We start from the raw sequence: 18,540 nt of genomic DNA, 5'->3' as shown, positions 1-18,540 counted from the left end.
AGGCCGCATGGAAACCCTATTGCAAACCTGCCAGTTCATCTGGCAAGACCTGCCGCAAATCGCCGCCTTGGCGGAACAACATCTGAGGCTGGTGGGCATCGCCGTCGGTTTGGCGGTGGTGCTGGGCGTGCCCCTGGGCGTGCTGATCGTCCGCTTTCAGGCGCTGGCCGGCCTGGTGCTGGGCCTGGCCACCGTGGTGCTGACCATTCCGGCCATCGCCTTGTTCGGCCTGATGGTGCCGCTGTTTTCCATGATCGGGCAGGGCATCGGCGCGGTGCCGGCCATTACCGCCGCCTTCCTGTACTCCCTGCTGCCCATCGTGCGCAACACCCACACCGCGCTGACCCATCTGGAGCCCGGCGTGAGAGAAGCCGGCCGCGGCCTGGGCCTGACCTTCTGGCAGCGCCTGCGCTGGGTGGAACTGCCGCTGGCCACGCCGCTGATCTTCGGCGGCATCCGCACCGCGGTGGTGCTGAACATCGGCGTGATGGCGATTGCCGCCATCGTCGGCGCCGGCGGCCTGGGCACTTTGATATTGCACGGCATCAGTCAGAGCGACATTCGCAAGCTGATTGCCGGCGCGGTGGCGGTGAGCGTGCTCGCCGTCGCGATGGATTGGTTGTTGCTGCGCGCTCAGCGCGCGCTGACCCCGAAAGGAATTCGTTGATGATTGAACTGCAAAATCTCTGCAAGCAATTTACCCAGAAAAACGGCCAGGTCTTCCAGGCGGTGGACAAGGTCAATCTGCACGTGCCGGAAGGCGAAATCTGCGTGCTGCTGGGCCCGTCCGGCTGCGGCAAGACCACCACCATGAAAATGATCAACCGCCTGATCGAGCCCACCTCGGGCAAGGTGCTGATCAACGGCGAGGACACCGCCGGCATAGACAGCGTGACGCTGCGCCGCCAGATCGGCTACGTGATCCAGCAGATCGGCCTGTTCCCCAATATGACCATCGAGGACAACATCACCGTGGTGCCTCGGATGCTGGGCTGGGACAAGAAGCGCTGCCGCGAGCGGGCGCACGAACTGATGAGCATGGTGGCTCTGGACCCCAACCGCTTCTTGCAACGTTATCCGCGCGAGATGTCCGGCGGCCAGCAGCAGCGCATCGGCGTAATCCGCGCGCTGGCGGCCGACGCGCCGGTCTTGCTGATGGATGAGCCCTTCGGCGCGGTGGACCCGATCAACCGCGAACAGATCCAGAACGAGTTCCTGCAAATGCAACGCCAACTGGGCAAGACCGTGATGCTGGTCAGCCACGATATCGACGAAGCGATCAAGCTGGGCGACCGCATCGCCGTGTTCCGTCAGGGCCGCATGGTGCAGTGCGCCGGCTCCGACGAGATCCTGGCGCGGCCGGCGGACGATTTCGTCGCCAGCTTCGTCGGCCAGGACCGCACGCTCAAGCGTCTGCTGCTGGTGCAGGCCGGCGAGGTGGCGGATCAGCAGGAAACGCTGACCGCGCGGCTGGACACGCCGCTGGCGGCCGCTTACGGCCTGATGGACGACAACGACCTGATGCACCTGACCGTGGTGGACGCGGACGGACAGCCCTTGGGCTTTGTCCGGCGCCGCGACGCGCGCGGCGCGGACGGCGTGTGCGCGGACAAGATCAAGCCGGTGAGCGTGACCGCGGCGGCGGGCGAAAACCTGCGCGTGGTGCTGTCCCGCCTGTACGAGCACAATCTGACCTGGATGCCGGTGCTGGACGACGACGGCCGCTACAACGGCGAAGTGTCGCAAGACTACATCGCCGGCTATCTGAACTCGGGCCGCACCTCGACGCGCGGCGCGCGTCAGCCGGCGGGCTGAGGCGGGAAGGGCGGAGAGTCAGACCGATGGCTCTCCGTCGGCCGGGTCCGCTTCCGGCGAGTGGCTCAACAAATCTCCTGGCTGGCAGCCCAGCTGCCGGCACAGCGCGTCCAGCGTGTCCAGGCGCAGGCTCTTGACCTTGCCCAGCTTCAACAGCGACAGATTGTGCGGCGTGATGCCGATGGCCCGCGCCAGATCCTTGGATTTGATCTTGCGTTGCGCCAGCATGACGTCCAGCGTGATCACGATAGCCATGCCGGTCTCCCCAGGGTTTTTAATGTCTTTTCCAACAGCGGCTTACAGGCTTATGTGGGGAAACATACTCCGCTACGCCGTCCTGTGGCAATGCGGACGGTTGCGTCCGCGCTGAGTAGTTTTACCTATGGGCAAGCGGGGTGGACGGACCTATGTTGGTAGGGCGGTGTTGCGTATCCACTGCGCTCGCGAAGCGGGCGGCGACGGCGAAATCATCGCGACGCGGTAATTAATCATTGTTTTCGTCTGTTTGCATCGAAATCGGCGGACGCACGCGCGGCCCGGCTTCGCGCCGCGCTTGTCGAACCCGGTTCCGGCTCCTTATAGTGATGGCCATGAAGATGTTCAGCGCCGCGGCGACAGCGGACAAAGAGGGGCTCTTGACATTTTTTGCGGCATATGGCCGCGCAGGAAGTGGAGGACGCGGACCATGGCGATCCGGACAGTAAGCGAGTTGCGCAAGCGGGCTGCGGCCGGCGAAACGCTGGATTTTCTGTTTTTCTGGGGACACAGGCCCAAACACGAGGACGGCGTCTGCAAGAGCTGCCTGAGTCAGTGGTTTCCGGTGGGCTTCGAGCTGGACGGCGTGAGCTACGCCAGCGCCGAGCATTATATGATGGCGGAGAAAGCCCGCTTGTTCGAAGACGCGGAAACCCGGGGCAGGATACTGGCCGCGGCCACGCCGGCGGACGCCAAGGCCTTGGGCCGCCAGGTGCGCGGCTTTGATTCCGCCTTGTGGCAGCAGCGCTGTTGCGAGGTGGTGATGCGGGGCAATCTGGCCAAGTTCGAGCAAAATCCGGCGCTGGGCGATTTCCTGCGCGGCACCGGTGACGCCATCCTGGTGGAGGCCAGCCCGGTGGACTGCATCTGGGGCATAGGCTGGGCCGAGGACGACCCGCAGGCCAGTCTGCCGGACATGTGGGACGGCAGCAATCTGCTGGGCTTCGCCCTGATGGAAGTGCGCGAACGCCTGCGTTAGCGCCTGCGGACGACATTAAAAAAACCCTGCCGGTTTCGGCAGGGTTTTTTGTTGGGCGGAGCCGCTTACTGCTGCTCGGCGTGGTAGGCGGTGACGCGTTCCACTTCTTCCTTGGAGCCGAGGAAAACCGCCACCCGCTCGTGCAGCTTCTGCGGCTGGATGTCCATGATGCGCTGATGGCCGTTGGTGGCGGCGCCGCCGGCCTGTTCCACCACGAAGGCCATCGGATTGCCTTCGTACATCAGCCGCAGCTTGCCGGCCTGGTCCGGGGTGCGCGCGTCGCGCGGATACATGAAGATGCCGCCGCGGGTCAGGATGCGATGCACCTCGGCCACCATGGACGCCACCCAGCGCATATTGAAATCGCGGCCGCGCGGACCGGTGCTGCCGGCCAGCAATTCGTCGACATAGCGTTTCACCGGCGCATCCCAGTGACGCATATTGGACATATTGATGGCGAACTCACCGGTGCTTTCCGGCACTTTCATGTCCGGGTGGGTCAGCACGAAAGAGCCTTGTTCGCGGTCCAGCGTGAAGCCGTGGACGCCGCTGCCGAAGGTCAGCACCAGCAGGGTTTGCGGGCCGTACACGGTGTAGCCGGCGGCCACTTGCTCGGTGCCCGGCTGCAGGAAGGCGCCCTCGGTGGCGTGGTCAATGCCTTGCGGGCAGCGCAGGATGGAGAAAATGGTGCCCACCGAGATGTTGACGTCGATATTGGATGAGCCGTCCAGCGGATCGAACATCAACAGGTACTCGCCCTTCGGGTATTCGCCGGGGATGTGGTAAGGCAGCTCCATTTCCTCGGAGGCCATCGCCGCCAGGCTGCCGCCCCATTCATTGGCGTCCAGCAGGTAATCGTTGGCGATCACGTCCAGCTTCTTCTGCGCCTCGCCCTGGATATTGCCGGTGCCGGCTTCGCCCAGCACGTCGGCCAGCGCCCCCTTGTTCACCGAATAGCTGATGGCCTTGCAGGCGCGGCCTACGGTTTCGATCAGCAGGCGCAACTCAGGCGGCAGCGTGCCGGCCTTGCGTTGCTGTTCGATCAAAAAGCGGGAGAGGGTGATGCGGCTCATGGCAATCCTTAGCTTTGGGTGGGTGCGCGAAACAAATGCTCGATATGCCGGCATGAGCCGGCTTGACCGCCACATTATAACGGATAAGCGAGTTGCGGTCGTCATGCCCCCGGGCGCGCGGGGGCGGGCGGAAATCGCAGGCAGGCGGCGCGTGGAACGGCTATGAATAAAATCGGGTTCACGCGGTACGGGGAAAGACCATGGCTAAGGGTTTATTGACGCTGCTATTGCTGCTGGCGGCCTGGCAGGCGCGGGCCATCACCATCTACACCGAAGACTGGCCGCCCATCACATTCCAGCACAACGGCGTGCCGGACGGCATGGCGGTGGAAGTGGTGCGCGAAATCCAGACGCGCATGCACGACAACAGCGCCATCGACGTGGTGCCCTGGGCGCGAGGCTATAAAGAGCTGCTGACCACGCCCGGAGTGATGCTGTTCACCGTGGGGCGCAACGACACCCGGGAAAAACAGATGACGCTGCTGGGCCCCATCGCCATCTCGCAGACCGTGCTGCTGGCGCGCAAGGGCGAGGCGGCCGGCCTGCTGGCGCTGGGCAACGGCATTTATCACCGGCCGGTGGGCGCTTATCGCGGCAGCATCTTCGCCGACGCGGCGATCGCGGCCGGCTTCATCGAGGTGGATCTGGCGCCCACCCCGCAGATCACCGCGCAGAAGCTGCTGGTCGGCCGCTACGATATGTGGTCGGAAGGCGGCTTCGTCGTGGCCTCGGTGCTGAAAGACATCCACCAGCCGCCGGAGGCGGTGGAAGTGGTGCGGGTGCTGGAAACGCTGGAACTCTACCTGGCGTTTTCGCGCGGCACCTCGGCGGCGGAAGTGAAACGCTGGCAGACCGCCTTCGCCGCCGTCAAGAAAGACGGCAGCTTCAAGCGCATCTACAACAAATGGCTGCCGCGCGACGCGGCGCCGATGGAGCTCAAGCTGATTGGCCTGCCCCTCGGTTCCGCGCATTGACTCAGGCGGCCGCGTCCGGGCGGACGGCCTCGCCCTCCAGCCAGCGGCAGAAGGCCGCGACGGCGGCGTCCTCCGCCGCCGCGCGCGGCGCCACCCAGCAGTAGTCGCGCACCGTGGCCACCGGCGCCGGCAACGGCGACAACAGCACGCCGGCGTCTATCTGCGCCTGCGCCATCGGCATCGGCCCCAGCACCACGCCCAGGCCGTCCATCGCCGCCTGCAAGGCCAGCGAGAAACTGTCGAAATGCATGGCGCTGGCCGGCTTCAGCTCCGGCACCCCGGCCAGGGTCAGCCAGCGCTGCCAGGCGGTGGGGCGGGTGTCCGCGTAGAGCAGGGTATGCCGCGCCAGATCCGCCGGGCTGGCGATGGGCGCGGCGGCCAGCAGCGCCGGACCGCACAGCGGCAGCTCCCATTCCTTCAGAAAGGGCTTGGCGATGTGGCCGGGCCAATCGCCGGGGCCGCGGCGGATGGCGATGTCGAACGGACTGTCCAGCCGGCTGATGTCGCGGTCCGAGGTGGCCAGATGCAGCTCCAGCTCCGGAAACTGCTCGCGAAAACGGCTCAGCCGCGGCAGCAGCCAGTGCATGGCGAAGGTGGGCGTGGAATTGATGCTGATCCGGCGGCGGCGGTCCGCCTGCAGCAGCTGAGAGGTGGCGTTGGCGATCAGATCCAGGCCGTCCTGCACCTGCACCAGATAGCGCCAGCCGGGGTCGGTCAGCTTGACTCTGCCGCCGCTGCGCTCGAACAGCGGCACGCCCAGCCAATCCTCCAGCTGCTTGATCTGCTTGCTCACAGCCCCGTGGGTGACGAAGAGTTCGCCGGCGGCGGCGGAAAAGCTCTCCAGCCGGGCCGCTGCCTCAAAAATACGCAGGGTGTTGAGAGGGGGGTAAGTGCTCATGCTGTGATTTTAACTCACAATCTATGTTGCGATAACTCGTTTGAAAGCGGACGGCTAACAGCGTAATCTTCAGGCATGAAATCAAGGCCGCCGCCCGGCGTTGCGGCGCGGTCTTGATGGCCGCAGCCATAGCCTTACCTCATTGTCCCGCAGCGTCGGAGTCCCGGCCTTGCCGGGGACGCTGCCAACAACCCAAGCCATAAAGGTCAAAAGTCATGCTGGAAGCTTACCGTCAACACGTGGCCGAGCGCGCCGCGCTGGGCATCCCGCCGCTGCCGCTGTCCGCCAAGCAGGTGGAAGCGCTGGTGGAACTGCTGAAAAACCCGCCCAAGGGCGAGGAAAGCACCCTGGTCGAACTGATCACCCATCGCGTGCCGCCGGGCGTGGACGACGCCGCCAAGGTCAAGGCTTCCTTCCTGGCCGCCGTGGCCGAGGGCGACGCCCAATCCCCGCTGATCTCCCGCGAGCTGGCCACTCAGCTGCTGGGCACCATGCTGGGCGGCTACAACATCAAGCCGCTGATCGACCTGCTGGACGACGCCGCCGTGGCGCAGATCGCCGCCGACGGCCTGAAGAAAACCCTGCTGATGTTCGACGCCTTCCACGACGTGAAGGAGAAAATGGACAAGGGCAACGCCCACGCCAAGCAGGTGGTGGAATCCTGGGCCAATGCCGAATGGTTCACTAGCCGTCCGGCGGTGGCCGATAAAATCACCGTCACCGTGTTCAAGGTCACCGGCGAAACCAATACCGACGACCTGTCCCCGGCGCCGGACGCCTGGAGCCGCCCGGACATCCCGCTGCATTACCTCGCCATGCTGAAAAACGCCCGTCCCGGCATTACCCCGGAAGAAGACGGCAAGCGCGGCCCGATGCAGTTCATCGAAGACCTGAAGCAAAAAGGCCATCTGGTCGCCTACGTCGGCGATGTCGTCGGCACCGGCTCCAGTCGCAAATCCGCCACCAACAGCGTGATCTGGGGCACCGGCGAAGACATTCCTTACGTGCCCAACAAGCGCTTCGGCGGCGTGTGCCTGGGCGGTAAGATCGCCCCCATCTTCTTCAACACCCAGGAAGACTCCGGCGCGCTGCCGATCGAAGTGGACGTGTCCAAGATGGACATGGGCGATGTGATCGACATCTATCCGTATGAAGGCAAGATCGAGAAGGCCGGCCAGAAGATCGCCGACTTCGCGCTCAAGTCCGAGGTGATCCTGGACGAAGTGCGCGCCGGCGGCCGCATCAACCTGATCATCGGCCGCGGTTTGACCGGCAAGGCGCGCGAAGCGCTGGGCCTGCCGGCGTCCACGGAATTCCGCCTGCCCAAATCCCCAGTGGATTCCGGCAAGGGCTTCAGCCTGGCGCAAAAAATGGTCGGCCGCGCCTGTGGCCTGCCGGAAGGCCAGGGCGTGCGCCCGGGCACCTACTGCGAACCGAAGATGACCACCGTCGGCTCCCAGGACACCACCGGCCCGATGACCCGCGACGAACTGAAAGACCTGGCTTGCCTGGGCTTCTCCGCCGACCTGGTGATGCAGTCCTTCTGCCACACCGCCGCTTATCCCAAGCCGGTGGACGTGAAGATGCACAAGGAACTGCCGGCCTTCATCTCTACCCGCGGCGGCGTGTCGCTGCGTCCGGGCGACGGCGTGATCCACAGCTGGCTGAACCGCCTGTTGCTGCCGGACACCGTGGGCACCGGCGGCGACAGCCACACCCGTTTCCCGATCGGCATCTCCTTCCCGGCCGGCTCCGGCCTGGTGGCCTTCGCCGCCGCCACCGGCGTGATGCCGCTGGACATGCCTGAATCGGTGCTGGTGCGCTTCAAGGGCAAGATGCAGCCGGGCGTGACCCTGCGCGATCTGGTCAACGCCATTCCGCTGTACGCGATCAAGCAAGGCCTGCTGACCGTGGCCAAGGCCGGCAAGAAAAACGCCTTCTCCGGGCGCATCCTGGAAATCGAAGGCTTGCCGGATCTGAAGGTGGAGCAAGCGTTTGAGCTGTCCGACGCTTCCGCCGAGCGTTCCGCCGCCGGTTGCACCGTGCATCTGGACAAAGCGCCGATCATCGAATACATGACCTCCAACATCACCCTGATGAAGACCATGATCGCCAACGGCTATCAGGACGCGCGCACGCTGGAGCGCCGCATCAAGGCGATGGAGGCCTGGATCGCCAATCCGCAGCTGCTGAAGGGCGACGCCGACGCGGAATACGCGGCGGTGATCGAGATCGATCTGGCCGATATCCACGAGCCCATCGTGGCCTGCCCGAACGACCCGGACGATGTGAAAACCCTGTCCGACGTGGCCGGCGCCAAGATCGACGAAGTGTTCATCGGTTCTTGCATGACCAATATCGGCCACTTCCGCGCCGCTTCCAAGCTGCTGGAAGGCAAGCGCGACATCCCGGTGAAACTGTGGGTGGCGCCGCCGACCAAGATGGACGCCGAACAGCTGACCGCGGAAGGCCATTACGGCACCTTCGGCACCGCCGGCGCGCGGATGGAAATGCCGGGCTGCTCGCTGTGCATGGGCAACCAGGCGCAGGTGAAGGAGGGCGCCACCGTGATGTCCACCTCCACCCGCAACTTCCCCAACCGTCTGGGCAAGAACTCCAACGTCTACCTGGGTTCCGCCGAACTGGCCGCGATCTGCTCCCGTCTGGGTCGCATCCCGACCAAGGAGGAATACATGGCCGACATCGGCGTGCTCAACCAGAAGGCCGGCGAAGTGTACCGCTACATGAACTTCAACGAGATCGCCGACTACCAGGAACTGGCCGATACCGTGAAGGTGTAAGCCAGGCGATGGTTTGATGCCAGAGCCTTGGAGAGATGCCTGGGGAATGTTCCCAGGCCTAGCCCAGGAAAATACCCCGCGCCAGCGGGGTATTTTTTTGGCGGCAGCCATTCAAGAAAGCATCTCAGAGCCTGTTCAAAGTCTCGCGAGCCAGAGCGAGACAAGGCGAAAACGGCTGAGAAAGCGGAATGTACGCGTGGTACATGAGCATTTCGAAGCGGTACTCACCGTGCCACGTCTCACGAAGCGCAGCAGACTTTGAACGGGTTCTCAGACCGGCCGGCGCGTCTCCAAATACTGAGTAGGCGTTTCGCCGAGCACACGGCGGAAGGCTGAGGAAAAGGCGCTGGGGCTGGCATAGCCCAGGTCCAGCGCAACCCGCGTCATCGCTTGACCGGCGCTCAAGTGCTCGATGGCGGCGAGCAGGCAAACCTGCTGACGCCACTCGGCGAAACTCACCCCGGTCTGGGCGCGGAACTGCCGGGTGAAGGTGCGCCGGCTCATTCCCGCGTCGATGGCCACCGCATCCGGATCGACGCCTATCGATGGCGCATCAAACAGCCGCTGGCAGGCCCGAGCGAGTCGAGGGTCCGCGGGCAAAGGCGCATGCAGCGACAGACGCGGCATCGATGCGATTTCCGCCACCAGCAGGCTCATCAGCTTGCCGTCACGGCCATCCCGGTCATATAGGGCGGGCAGATCGACAGCCTCCTCAAGCAATTGCCGCAACAGGGGGGAGACGCCATAGACGCCGCACCGCGGTGGCATGCCCGCAATTGCTGGCTCTTCGCGCGACACAAAAGCATTGAGCATGGTCACTGGCCCGCTCATCGTCATGGCATGGCTCATGTCGGCGGGCAGCCAGCAAGCGCGCCGCGGCGGCACGAGCCAGCGGCCTTCGGGTGTGGCCACGCTGATGGCGCCGCTAGAGGCGAAGGCAAACTGCCCGCGGCGATGCGCATGCGCTGGAAACAGGGTGCCGGCCGCGTAATCGTTGGCGGTCACCACCACGCCGCGCGGGATGTTTTCGTAAGGATCAAGCAAGGTGTTTCTCATGGCCCAAGCCCTACAGTAAATGGCTTTTGATAGAAAGCGGGCCGATTCCGGCTGGTTTAGGATGCGTTATCGCCGTGCCTGCACGGCGCAATGGCGCCAGCGGCGGCACCCGTCGCGGCGAATATGCACATACCGGAGGCGATATGCCCAATACCTTTCTCCGCGTGGGGAATGGCCCTCACCCTGTCATCGTGCTGCATGGCTGGTTCGGCGATGCGCACTCGTTCAAGCCGATAGAGCCATGGCTATCTGGCCAGCGTTTCAGCTACATCTTCATGGATTGCCGCGGCTATGGCGGCATGCGGGAAGCGCGGGGCGCCTACACCATGGACGAAATCGCCGCCGACGCGCTGGCGCTGGCGGATGCGCTTGGCTATCCGGCTTTTAGCCTGATCGGCCATTCGATGGGAGGCATGGCGAGCGAAAGGATCGCGACACTGGCCCCGGAGCTCGTGCTGTCCATGCTTGCCGTGGCGCCGGTGCCTTGCGGCGGCATGGTTTACGATGCCGCGACGCGGCGTTTGCTCGAAGACGCCGCGGAACATGTGGACAGCCGCAAAACCATCATCAATCGCAGCACCGGCGGCCGGCTGCCGTCGTCCTGGGTCGAATGGAAGGCGGCCTATTCGGCGTCGCGCTCCTCCCGGCAAGCATTCGCCGCCTATCTACGCGCGTGGGCCGACACCGATTTCAGCGAGCAGATCAGCGGCCGGCATCCGGTGAAAGTCTTGGTGGGGGAGCATGATCCCACGTTCAATGCCCGGCTGATGGCGGACACCTATCTACGCCGCTCGCGCTGGCGGCGGCGATCGAGTCTTTCCTTGAACCCATCCGTGTGAGCAGCAAGCCGGAGCGGACGGCGCCCCCGTGCCAGCAGGCGGCCGCCTGCCGCTGAGGCGCGCATCGCTTCGGGGCGGCAGTTTTGGTGCGGCATGGCCTGAAATGCATGCCGGCCGAGCGTGCTAAAATGCCGCCCTTTATCCGATGGCGAATGCTTTTGAGCAAGGAGGCGCTTGGTGGAATTTCTGGTGAACCTGGTCATGGCCGTTGTGGTGACGGCTTATCCCTTGTGGCGCATCTTCAAGCGGGTCGGCTTGCCGCCTTATTATGCGCTGGTAGTGGTGGTGCCGGTTTTGGGCATGCTGGTAGCGCTGTGGATTCTGGCAAGGTCGAAATGGCCGGCGTTTGAAGGAGTCAAGTGATGGCGATAATGGGGATCATTCTGCTCTTGATCGCGGCGATCACGATTCTGACGGTGGTGCTGTCCGGAATCGTGATGTCGAGGATGGGGTATTCAAGATGGGCCGGCCTGCTTTTCGCGTTTCCCTTTTTCGGCATCGTCGCGCTTTGGTTCATGGCCTTTTCCCAATGGCCGCGGGAAATGAATGTACCGAAGAAAGATCAATAAGCGCGGATGTTTGCGCGCCGTCTTTATCTGCGCGCGGATAAGGCCTGGGGTGGAGTCCATGCGCCTAGCCGGCACGCCAGCGCCAGCGCCGCCAGGCTGAGCCCCGCGGCCAGCCCATACCAGAGGCCGACGCCGCCCAGCCCTCCCTGGGTGGCCAGCATCCAGCCGCCGCCTATGCCTATCAGCCAATAGCCAATGCTGGCAATCCACATTGGCGCCAGCGTGTCGCGCAAGCCTTTCAGACTGCGCGACAAGATGATTTGAGCGGCATCCGCCAGCAAGAACCAGGCAAGAATGCCCAGCAGGATTTGGGCGTATCGCAACACCTCGGCCGCCTCGGCCTTGGCGGTATCGATGAAGATGCCGGCAATCCAGCCCGGCCCCCACCAGCAAAGCGCGGCCAAGGGCGCGGTCAGCGCGCTGATTAAGAGCAGGGCGCTCCAGGCCAGCCGGCGGCCGCCGCGCACATCGCCCCGCGCCGCCTTGGCGGCCAGTTGCACGGTGAGTAAATCGCCTATTCCCAGCGCCAGGATGATGAAAAGATCGCCAACGTAGATGGCTATGGTGGTGGCGGCCATGAAGGCCACGCCGAAGTAGCCCGCCAGCAGCGTCACCACGCCGAACAAGCTGCTTTCGAACAAGCCAACAGCGAAGGAGGGCAGGCCGATGCGGAGCAGGTCGCGGCAGGTTTGTCTGTCCAGCCCCGACAGCGAGCGCCAGCGAAAGCGGTAGCCGAGTCGATGCCGGCAGTGGCGAACAATGGCGAACAACATCGCCCAACTGGCCAAGGCGGTTCCTATCGCCGCGCCGGGCAGACCAAGGGTGGGCAGGCCGAGCGCTCCGAAAACCAGTCCATAATTGAGCGCGGCATTCAGCAGCACGCCGCCCAGGCTGACGACGAAGATCACCCGGTTCGTGCCCAGCGCCGAAACATAGGCGCGGTAGACGCTGAAACCCAGCATGGCGGGAATGCTCCAGCCGGCGATGGCAAGGTATTGCGCGCACAAGGCGACCACGGCCGGGTCCTGGCCGGCCAGCCGGAACGCCGCCGGCAGCAGCAAGGCGGCGGCAATCAGCGCCGGGGACAGGGCGAGGCAGGCCCATAGACTGAGATCGAGCGCCGCCTGGGTACCGGCGTGATCACCGCGCGCATGGGCCTCGGAAACGAAGATGCACCCGGTCGAGACCAAGGCCATGCCGCCAAATATCAATGGAAACAGCGTGCCGATGGAAAGACCTATCGCCGCCAGCTCCGTGTTCCCGAGATGGCCGACGAAGGCCGCATCGGTAAGCGTCATCGCCACTTCGGCCAGATAGAAGCTGATCACCGGCAGCGAGCCCTTGAGCAAGCGGCGCTGCAAAAGCAGAGATCGCCGCACATGGCGGGCTGGCGAGCGGGAGAGGCCGGGCATTGGCGGTGCTTTTAAGCGCTTTGGCGCTGCATATCGGCCACCATTGCCTGTGCCCGTTGCGGATCGAGCCAATCCCTGCGGGCATCCGGGCTGAGCGCGTGCAGCGGATCCGGATATAGGAAGAGGCGGCCCGCTTTCACTGCAGGGGCGGTAAACGTGGATAGGCCGGAGTAACGATCATAGCGCTCATAACTATGAATAAGGCGCTTGCCGCCACCACCTGGGGCGTCGACGACAAATGCGGGCATATTGTAACCCGCAGTCAAACCCCTCACTGCTTTTTCCAGCTGGCAGGCCGTTGCCAAGTCAACTCGCATGTCTTCAATGCCGGGAACCGGGTCGCATAGGTACACATAATATGGATGTATGTGCAAATCCCCCAGATGTTTGATGAGAAGACCAAGCACGCTTGCATCGTCATTGACTCCGCGTAGCAGGACGGATTGATTTCGTACCATCACGCCTTTGGCAAATAGAAGATTGGCCGCGGACAATACGGAAGGCGTGATTTCAATAGGGTGATTGAAGTGGGTTTGCAGGGAGACTTCCACGCCTTGGCGCCGGCCCTCATCGCTTACCACGGTTAAGGCATCGGTCCAGGCGTGATCCCGGGTGATCTTCATCGGCAATACAGAGAGCCCTTTTGAAGCAAAGCGGATGCGCCGAATGGATGGGATGGAGAGGAGACCTCTTCCTATTTCTAGTAATTGGCTGGCTTTGAGCCGGGCGCAATCTCCTCCCGATACGACAACATCCACAATGCGTGGGGTCATGCGCAGATGGGACAGGATGGACTGCCATCGATGCGATATGGATTGGGCGCGAATCTTGATGACTGAACTGGTATCTACGCCGACATTGTAGCTGCGGGTGCAGAATCGACAGTAAACCGGGCAGCGATCCGTCACCAGCAACAAGGCTCGGTCCGGATAACGATGGACCAAGCCTTCCACGGGGGAGTCTGCTGTTTCATCCAAGGCATCAAGCGACTGCAACGGGTGCGATGCAGTCATTTCCGAGGCGAGGGGTAAAAACTGTCTACGGATAGGATCATGTTCCATATCTTGCCAATTAATCAGATCAAGCAGATAGGGGTTGATACGAACAGACATCGATGCTTGGTGCAGGCCGGCAATCATGTCGTCTAGCGCCGATGGGCGCAAGATCTCATCCAGCACCTCTCGCAGCTGTTCTGGCCGGGTAATGGTATGGCGCTCCTGCCAGAGAGGGTCGTCGAAGTGTATGTCCTTGACTAATTGATGTAGACGCATGGTAGGGTCGCCTCCAATGGCAATGAAGGAAAAACCTGGCCGGCCGTTTCGTTCAAAGGGCGGGATTTCTCATCAAGTGGCTGGGGCCCATGTCCTGATCTGCTGGCAGCAGTTGTGCCTGGATCTCCTCTTGTAAGATTTGCGGTTTATGCACGATACCGCCAAGGTCAAGTATCTTGACAGGAGCGACGCACGCCAGCCCTTTGACAAGATGGGACAGCTGGGCATGGCTGTGCGACTGGGCAAGAATCAATATCGGTTTCTTGAGGGCGGAGGCCCAGCCAAGCTCGATATGGGTGCCATCTGTCCGGATCAGTTGGCTCTGGCTGTCGCAAGGCAAGATGGCGATGAAGAGTGAACATTGCACCATCCAGTCATAGTCGCGCAGCACCACCTCGGTAGGCGAGTAGTTGTGGCTATCTTGCCCAAAGCGCTCGGCAAGGTGAGCAGAAAGCAAGTGCAGCCTCATCCCATGAATGGCGTCATGGACGGCCTTGATCGGTGATGCCGCTTCCGCCGTCATTCCCTCTTTTTTCAGTGCATGTTGAATGGGGCCGCCAACGAAGACAGAAACGCCCTCCGTACTAGCGGGTGAAATGTGCGGTGCTATCGAGTGATTCATCCCAGTCTCCATGGCTATGCCGTTTGATGGGTGGCGTGTTTGAGCACTTGTTCCACCACGTGCTCGAACAAGGCTTTGCCCAGCTCCATTGAGGAGCCCAAAGTGGAAGACAAGACCCCGTTGTTGCTGGTCATGTTGGGATCTGCAGGGTGGGAGTAGAGGCCGGGGAGCGGAGGGGTGTCATGGATGGGGCGTTCTACCCTGACGACATCGGGACGCAGGTAAAGCATCAGGCTCGTTTCTGTCAGTCCGGCATGTTCGGCATGCCAGCCGGGGAAGCGGGGGCCAATGTATTGGCAGATCCAATCAGCTTGTACCAGGCTCCACCAGCTGAAGGCGGAAACTCGGATATGCGTTAACTGGCCAGCCTGACGACAGTGGTCTATCGCCTCGAATAGGAAAGCCTCGTTCTCGTAGTGCCCATTGATTATCAGCAGATGCGAGCATTCCAGTTGGGCCAGGCCGGTGATGATTTCCTGCAGATAATCGATGAGGGTGGAGCCGGTCAGGTACAGCGTTCCCGGATAGAACAGGCCGCCGCCACTTTGTGGCAATGACCGGGCGCCAAAAGCCTGCGCGGGAGCAAGGTAAGCATTGTCCAGGCGCGTGGCGACGGCCTCACAGAGGGCCGCCGCGATGTCAAGATCGACGGATAAAGGCAGGTGTGGCCCATGCTGCTCTATGCTTCCCACCCCCCAGACCACGGTGGAATGTTTCACCATGGCGGGGAGTTCAGCGCTGGTCAGGTCTGCCAAGTGGCGAGCGTTAATCAGCATGTCTGCTCCTCCAAATACAAGCTGCTGCCTATCAATTGAGAGAGTGGGATCTGCCGTTCGGCCAACAGCTGGGTGATTCCTGTCGATATTTGCGCGACAGAATGGTTTTTGGTCTGCAACACAGAGTAAATCTGGACCGCATTCGCGCCTATGCATAAGTACTCGATGGCGTCGCTTGACGACATCACGCCTCCCGACCCAAAGATGGGTATGGAGACTCCGGTTTTGCGCAGCTCATAAATGGCGGCTTGCACCAGTGGGCGGATGCCTGGCCCCGAGTAACCGTATGCGCCTCCCAGGCGGATTTGCGATGTGCGGGGGTCCACGGCGAGTCCAAGAACCGTGTCGCTCAAGGTAATCGCATTCGCCCCAGCGCTGATGGCGGCGTCGACGCGCTGCCGGAGCGTGCTGCTGATGGCTAGTTTTACGCTGAAAGGTAGCTTAACGGCTCTTCTTACCGCTAGCGCATAGTCGAAAACCCGCTTGGGGGTATCCATCAACTTCTCAGCCTCGTTAAGGCAGGAAATACCGAGCTCCAGAGCTTGGCAGCCGGTTGTCGCAATGGCCGCGGCCAACGATGCGAGTTCGCCAGGCGAGTCGGCATGGATGGAAGCCATGACCGGCGCATTATCCGCTGCTAGGCGGGAGAGAATGGTTATCCACCCGCTGACGGGGCGCTGGGAATAGGTCGTGCTATTCAACCAGCCGCTTGGAATGGCAATCACTTTTTCATCATTGTCTTTGGGCGGCTTGGGGTGAATGGTCTTGGTGACGACGGCGCCCGCGCCCGCGCGCAGGAAACGCCGGATATTGCGCTCATTGTCGGTGATGGGACCAGACCCGACAATCAAAGGAGATAGCAGTGGCAGGCCACAGACTTGGTAAGCAGTCATGGGACTTTCCTTCTAATCTATTGTCGTGATCGCGCGCCTTACTGAGCGTGGGGTTCGTTCAAAATCGGCCGCGCTTCGTGAGTCATCGCACGGTGACTGCCGTAGGTGAAATGCTATGTGCCGTCCAGTGGGAACCCCAGTTGTTGCAGAGCTGCCAGGGCGGTTTGTTTCAAGGATAAGACCGACTCGGCAGTGGGACCCCACAGCATGAGGCTGATGCGGCCTTCTTGAAGTCCGGTGAGCTCACAGGGTATGCAACCTTCGGTTGCGGTCAGTGGGCTGCGAATAGATGAGCCCAGCTTGGAGAGAACTTCTTCGAATTGAACAGGGCGCTGTCCGTATAAATCGATGGCGCCAACCGTGTGGGTGCGTTGGTAGCCTGCGCCCAGCGTGGCCGAGGCAAACTCGTGCACATGCGTTGCACCGGTGCGGCGCGGATTCAGGTCAAGCATGATGCTGTCCCCATTTGGCAATGCGACCGCATCGATATCGAAATAACCGACATAACCGGTATCTTGCATGGCTTGCGCAAGGCCGAGACCTGCATTGCACAGCGGCTCGTACCAAGGCGCATGGCTGTGTTCAGGAGACACGAAGTTACCGCATAGCTCCATCATGTCGCTGAATAGCATGGAGCAGGCATAAGTCAGGTAGGGCGCTTGGTCGCTCTTCTTGGGGACAAAGTATTCCACCGAGGGAAAAATAAGTTCCTCGCCTTGAATGTATTCCTCAATGACGATAGGTTCGTCGCCAAAAAAAGAATTGGCGCCTAGCGTATCGCGCAGGATGGACCCGCTAGCGTCGGGTTGGAATACGTTCAGGCCAACGCTGGCCTCGCCGCGGTCCGGCTTGGCAATGACAGGCCTGCCCGTCGCCAACAGGTCGGCAATGGCGATGGCAGCATCTGCGCGCGTAGCGCAACTCTGGCCTTTGGCGATTCTGGCTCTGCCGACGCTGAAGCCATGATCAGAGGCGAATTGGCGAAAGCCGGATTTGGAATCCAGGCGGTCCCTCAAGGCCTGATCGGAACAGCTTTCAGGAAGCATCACGGTCAGTTTCAGCTGATGTCGCAGAAACTGCACCATAGGCCAGAGGTCTTGGGTAGTGGTGTGGACGATGAGCTGGATGCAGCGCTCCGCGCCGCTCCACTGTACGATGGCGGCCTGCAATGCAGAGTCGAGTACCACGTCCCGAAAGAGGTTGCCGCTGGGGTGTTTGGGGCTGATGTTTTGCGCGTGAGAGGCGCCAAGGAAGGCGCCGAGCCACGGGAATCCTGCTATTGGCTGCTCGGATATAGTTAGTTTATCCAATGGCCGCCAGAAGACCGCTTGATCCTGCTGCGGGAAGAGCGACTTGATGAGCCGTGCCTGCTCAGACGCGGTTGGCGCGCGCTGAATGATGGGCCGCAGGGTGTCGATTGCATTGGCGATGCAGACGGTGGGATATGAGGATGGATGAGGGGTCAAGGCCATTTCCTCCCAGCGGTTGCTCTTGACCAATCTTTTCGTCGCTAAGCCTCAGGCCGCGTCAATGCATCCCTTACGATGGGGTGATTCGGTCATATTGCTTATGAAATAGGTCAAGCATATTTAAAATGGATAGTCCATGTGCTGTCTGAGGCGGATACTAGGAGATGGAATTCTATGGTGCAAGTGATTTGATTAACTTATGTAGTTTTTTCGCCATTGCATCATCATAGGGTAGGGCGGTGCCTTGAAGGCAAGTGGAAGGCCGACCGTTTTCAATCGTGCCTCTTCGATGCGTGGCGAGGGGGAGGAATTGGCTTTAGGATAGCGCCTTCCTGAAAAACACCACTCTTTCGGTTTCCTCGAAACCCAGGCAGGCGTGCATGCGCTGCGAATCGACATTGCTCAGCGGCGCGTCGGACGCCAGTTCCATGCAGTCGTGTTCCAAGCCCCAGGCCTGCACCGCCGCCACCAATTGCCGGGCGATGCCGTTTCGCCGGCAGACGGGCAACACGAAAATGCCTTCCAGGAAGGCGACCGGGCTGTCGGCGCAACCATTGACATAGTCGTGCCGGATGGCGGCGTCGGCGAAGCCCACCGCCAGGCCGGCGGCATTCCGCGCCAGGAAGGCGGCAAGGTGGTCCGACGCTAGGATGGCCTCGCCGTCGCGGTAGTGGGCGGCGGACGCATGGTGCGGCCAGAGTTGTTGGCGCAGCGCCGCCCAGTCTGGCAGGGTGGCGTGGTCCAGTTTTTGAATCTGCATAAGGCTTCCTGTGCCGACGCGGCGACGTCGGAAAAAACAAAGGGCCGGCAAGGCCGGCCCGGTATGGAGGGGGAGGCG

General features: G+C 62.2%; 19 protein-coding genes. 7 read left to right on the top strand and 12 right to left on the bottom strand.

The window, feature by feature from the left end; genetic code table 11:
- The first annotated feature begins 7 nt into the window (after positions 1 to 7).
- The gene (locus tag JC616_RS12075) at positions 8 to 667 is read left to right on the top strand and encodes an ABC transporter permease (RefSeq protein WP_107799047.1); all 660 of its coding nucleotides are present in this window, start codon (positions 8 to 10) and stop codon (positions 665 to 667) included.
- Positions 667 to 1,815 carry an osmoprotectant ABC transporter ATP-binding protein OsmV gene (locus JC616_RS12070; RefSeq protein ID WP_227108500.1) on the top strand — a complete coding sequence of 383 codons (1,149 nt, stop codon included), beginning with the start codon at positions 667 to 669 and terminating at the stop codon, positions 1,813 to 1,815. Before JC616_RS12075 ends, JC616_RS12070 begins: the two co-directional genes overlap by 1 nt.
- Positions 1,816 to 1,833: 18 nt before the next feature.
- Here the strand turns inward: JC616_RS12070 and JC616_RS12065 are convergent, their stop codons facing one another.
- The gene (locus tag JC616_RS12065) at positions 1,834 to 2,070 is read right to left on the bottom strand and encodes a helix-turn-helix domain-containing protein (protein ID WP_107799049.1); all 237 of its coding nucleotides are present in this window, start codon (positions 2,068 to 2,070) and stop codon (positions 1,834 to 1,836) included.
- A gap of 430 nt (positions 2,071 to 2,500) precedes the next feature.
- On the opposite strand from JC616_RS12065, the gene JC616_RS12060 reads away from it, so the two are divergent.
- On the top strand, positions 2,501 to 3,049 hold the full coding sequence (locus tag JC616_RS12060; RefSeq protein WP_227108498.1) for an NADAR family protein: 549 nt from the start codon (positions 2,501 to 2,503) through the stop codon (positions 3,047 to 3,049).
- Between the two features lie 65 nt (positions 3,050 to 3,114).
- On the opposite strand, the gene JC616_RS12055 is transcribed toward JC616_RS12060, so the two are convergent.
- The gene (locus JC616_RS12055; protein ID WP_227108495.1) at positions 3,115 to 4,122 is read right to left on the bottom strand and encodes a class 1 fructose-bisphosphatase; all 1,008 of its coding nucleotides are present in this window, start codon (positions 4,120 to 4,122) and stop codon (positions 3,115 to 3,117) included.
- 200 nt (positions 4,123 to 4,322) lie between these two features.
- On the opposite strand from JC616_RS12055, the gene JC616_RS12050 reads away from it, so the two are divergent.
- Positions 4,323 to 5,096 carry a substrate-binding periplasmic protein gene (locus JC616_RS12050; RefSeq protein ID WP_107799052.1) on the top strand — a complete coding sequence of 258 codons (774 nt, stop codon included), beginning with the start codon at positions 4,323 to 4,325 and terminating at the stop codon, positions 5,094 to 5,096.
- 1 nt (position 5,097) lies between these two features.
- On the opposite strand, the gene gcvA is transcribed toward JC616_RS12050, so the two are convergent.
- Positions 5,098 to 5,994 carry a transcriptional regulator GcvA gene (gcvA, locus tag JC616_RS12045; RefSeq protein ID WP_107799053.1) on the bottom strand — a complete coding sequence of 299 codons (897 nt, stop codon included), beginning with the start codon at positions 5,992 to 5,994 and terminating at the stop codon, positions 5,098 to 5,100.
- Positions 5,995 to 6,209: 215 nt separating this feature from the next.
- Here gcvA and acnB point away from each other — a divergent pair, with 215 nt between their 5' ends.
- Positions 6,210 to 8,795 carry a bifunctional aconitate hydratase 2/2-methylisocitrate dehydratase gene (gene acnB / locus JC616_RS12040; RefSeq protein WP_107799054.1) on the top strand — a complete coding sequence of 862 codons (2,586 nt, stop codon included), beginning with the start codon at positions 6,210 to 6,212 and terminating at the stop codon, positions 8,793 to 8,795.
- A gap of 270 nt (positions 8,796 to 9,065) precedes the next feature.
- On the opposite strand, the gene JC616_RS12035 is transcribed toward acnB, so the two are convergent.
- Entirely contained in the window at positions 9,066 to 9,851 is a 786-nt protein-coding gene (locus tag JC616_RS12035) for an AraC family transcriptional regulator (protein ID WP_227108493.1), read from the bottom strand.
- 143 nt (positions 9,852 to 9,994) lie between these two features.
- Between JC616_RS12035 and JC616_RS12030 the strand changes: the two genes are divergently transcribed.
- Positions 9,995 to 10,690 carry an alpha/beta fold hydrolase gene (locus JC616_RS12030; RefSeq protein ID WP_227108491.1) on the top strand — a complete coding sequence of 232 codons (696 nt, stop codon included), beginning with the start codon at positions 9,995 to 9,997 and terminating at the stop codon, positions 10,688 to 10,690.
- 177 nt (positions 10,691 to 10,867) lie between these two features.
- A complete protein-coding gene (locus tag JC616_RS12025) occupies positions 10,868 to 11,053 on the top strand; it encodes a hypothetical protein (protein WP_227108489.1) in 186 nt (61 codons plus the stop codon).
- On the opposite strand, the gene JC616_RS12020 is transcribed toward JC616_RS12025, so the two are convergent.
- From JC616_RS12020 to aac(6'), 8 genes are all read right to left on the bottom strand, one after another.
- Positions 11,046 to 11,207: a hypothetical protein gene (locus tag JC616_RS12020; protein ID WP_227108488.1), complete on the bottom strand. Its 162-nt coding sequence runs from the start codon at positions 11,205 to 11,207 to the stop codon at positions 11,046 to 11,048. The genes JC616_RS12025 and JC616_RS12020 overlap by 8 nt on opposite strands.
- A 75-nt stretch (positions 11,208 to 11,282) precedes the next feature.
- Positions 11,283 to 12,620, bottom strand: coding sequence for an MATE family efflux transporter (locus JC616_RS12015; protein WP_227108487.1), 1,338 nt, complete (start codon positions 12,618 to 12,620; stop codon positions 11,283 to 11,285).
- Between the two features lie 62 nt (positions 12,621 to 12,682).
- On the bottom strand, positions 12,683 to 13,942 hold the full coding sequence (locus tag JC616_RS12010; protein WP_227108486.1) for a KamA family radical SAM protein: 1,260 nt from the start codon (positions 13,940 to 13,942) through the stop codon (positions 12,683 to 12,685).
- A 52-nt stretch (positions 13,943 to 13,994) separates the two neighbouring features.
- A complete protein-coding gene (locus tag JC616_RS12005) occupies positions 13,995 to 14,564 on the bottom strand; it encodes a nucleoside 2-deoxyribosyltransferase (protein ID WP_227108485.1) in 570 nt (189 codons plus the stop codon).
- Positions 14,565 to 14,578: 14 nt separating this feature from the next.
- Complete coding sequence (locus JC616_RS12000; RefSeq protein WP_227108484.1) at positions 14,579 to 15,340, bottom strand: creatininase family protein; 762 nt, start codon at positions 15,338 to 15,340, stop codon at positions 14,579 to 14,581.
- The gene (locus JC616_RS11995; RefSeq protein ID WP_227108483.1) at positions 15,334 to 16,233 is read right to left on the bottom strand and encodes a beta/alpha barrel domain-containing protein; all 900 of its coding nucleotides are present in this window, start codon (positions 16,231 to 16,233) and stop codon (positions 15,334 to 15,336) included. The genes JC616_RS12000 and JC616_RS11995 overlap by 7 nt, the downstream gene beginning before the upstream one ends.
- A gap of 113 nt (positions 16,234 to 16,346) precedes the next feature.
- On the bottom strand, positions 16,347 to 17,699 hold the full coding sequence (locus JC616_RS11990) for a hypothetical protein (RefSeq protein WP_227108482.1): 1,353 nt from the start codon (positions 17,697 to 17,699) through the stop codon (positions 16,347 to 16,349).
- Between the two features lie 319 nt (positions 17,700 to 18,018).
- Entirely contained in the window at positions 18,019 to 18,462 is a 444-nt protein-coding gene (gene aac(6'), locus JC616_RS11985; RefSeq protein ID WP_227108480.1) for an aminoglycoside 6'-N-acetyltransferase, read from the bottom strand.
- Between the last annotated feature and the right edge of the window lie 78 nt (positions 18,463 to 18,540).

The organism is Chromobacterium rhizoryzae, assembly GCF_020544465.1.
GTDB lineage: Bacteria > Pseudomonadota > Gammaproteobacteria > Burkholderiales > Chromobacteriaceae > Chromobacterium.
This window is presented reverse-complemented; position numbering and strand designations above follow the sequence as displayed.

Coding starts and splice junctions, on each gene's coding strand:
- JC616_RS12075 (WP_107799047.1), top strand. CDS start 8: ATGGAAACCCTATTGCAAACCTGCCAGTTCATCTGGCAAGACCTGCCG.
- JC616_RS12070 (WP_227108500.1), top strand. CDS start 667: ATGATTGAACTGCAAAATCTCTGCAAGCAATTTACCCAGAAAAACGGC.
- JC616_RS12065 (WP_107799049.1), bottom strand. CDS start 2,070: ATGGCTATCGTGATCACGCTGGACGTCATGCTGGCGCAACGCAAGATC.
- JC616_RS12060 (WP_227108498.1), top strand. CDS start 2,501: ATGGCGATCCGGACAGTAAGCGAGTTGCGCAAGCGGGCTGCGGCCGGC.
- JC616_RS12055 (WP_227108495.1), bottom strand. CDS start 4,122: ATGAGCCGCATCACCCTCTCCCGCTTTTTGATCGAACAGCAACGCAAG.
- JC616_RS12050 (WP_107799052.1), top strand. CDS start 4,323: ATGGCTAAGGGTTTATTGACGCTGCTATTGCTGCTGGCGGCCTGGCAG.
- gcvA (WP_107799053.1), bottom strand. CDS start 5,994: ATGAGCACTTACCCCCCTCTCAACACCCTGCGTATTTTTGAGGCAGCG.
- acnB (WP_107799054.1), top strand. CDS start 6,210: ATGCTGGAAGCTTACCGTCAACACGTGGCCGAGCGCGCCGCGCTGGGC.
- JC616_RS12035 (WP_227108493.1), bottom strand. CDS start 9,851: ATGAGAAACACCTTGCTTGATCCTTACGAAAACATCCCGCGCGGCGTG.
- JC616_RS12030 (WP_227108491.1), top strand. CDS start 9,995: ATGCCCAATACCTTTCTCCGCGTGGGGAATGGCCCTCACCCTGTCATC.
- JC616_RS12020 (WP_227108488.1), bottom strand. CDS start 11,207: ATGAACCAAAGCGCGACGATGCCGAAAAAGGGAAACGCGAAAAGCAGG.
- JC616_RS12010 (WP_227108486.1), bottom strand. CDS start 13,942: ATGCGTCTACATCAATTAGTCAAGGACATACACTTCGACGACCCTCTC.
- JC616_RS12005 (WP_227108485.1), bottom strand. CDS start 14,564: ATGAATCACTCGATAGCACCGCACATTTCACCCGCTAGTACGGAGGGC.
- JC616_RS12000 (WP_227108484.1), bottom strand. CDS start 15,340: ATGCTGATTAACGCTCGCCACTTGGCAGACCTGACCAGCGCTGAACTC.
- JC616_RS11995 (WP_227108483.1), bottom strand. CDS start 16,233: ATGACTGCTTACCAAGTCTGTGGCCTGCCACTGCTATCTCCTTTGATT.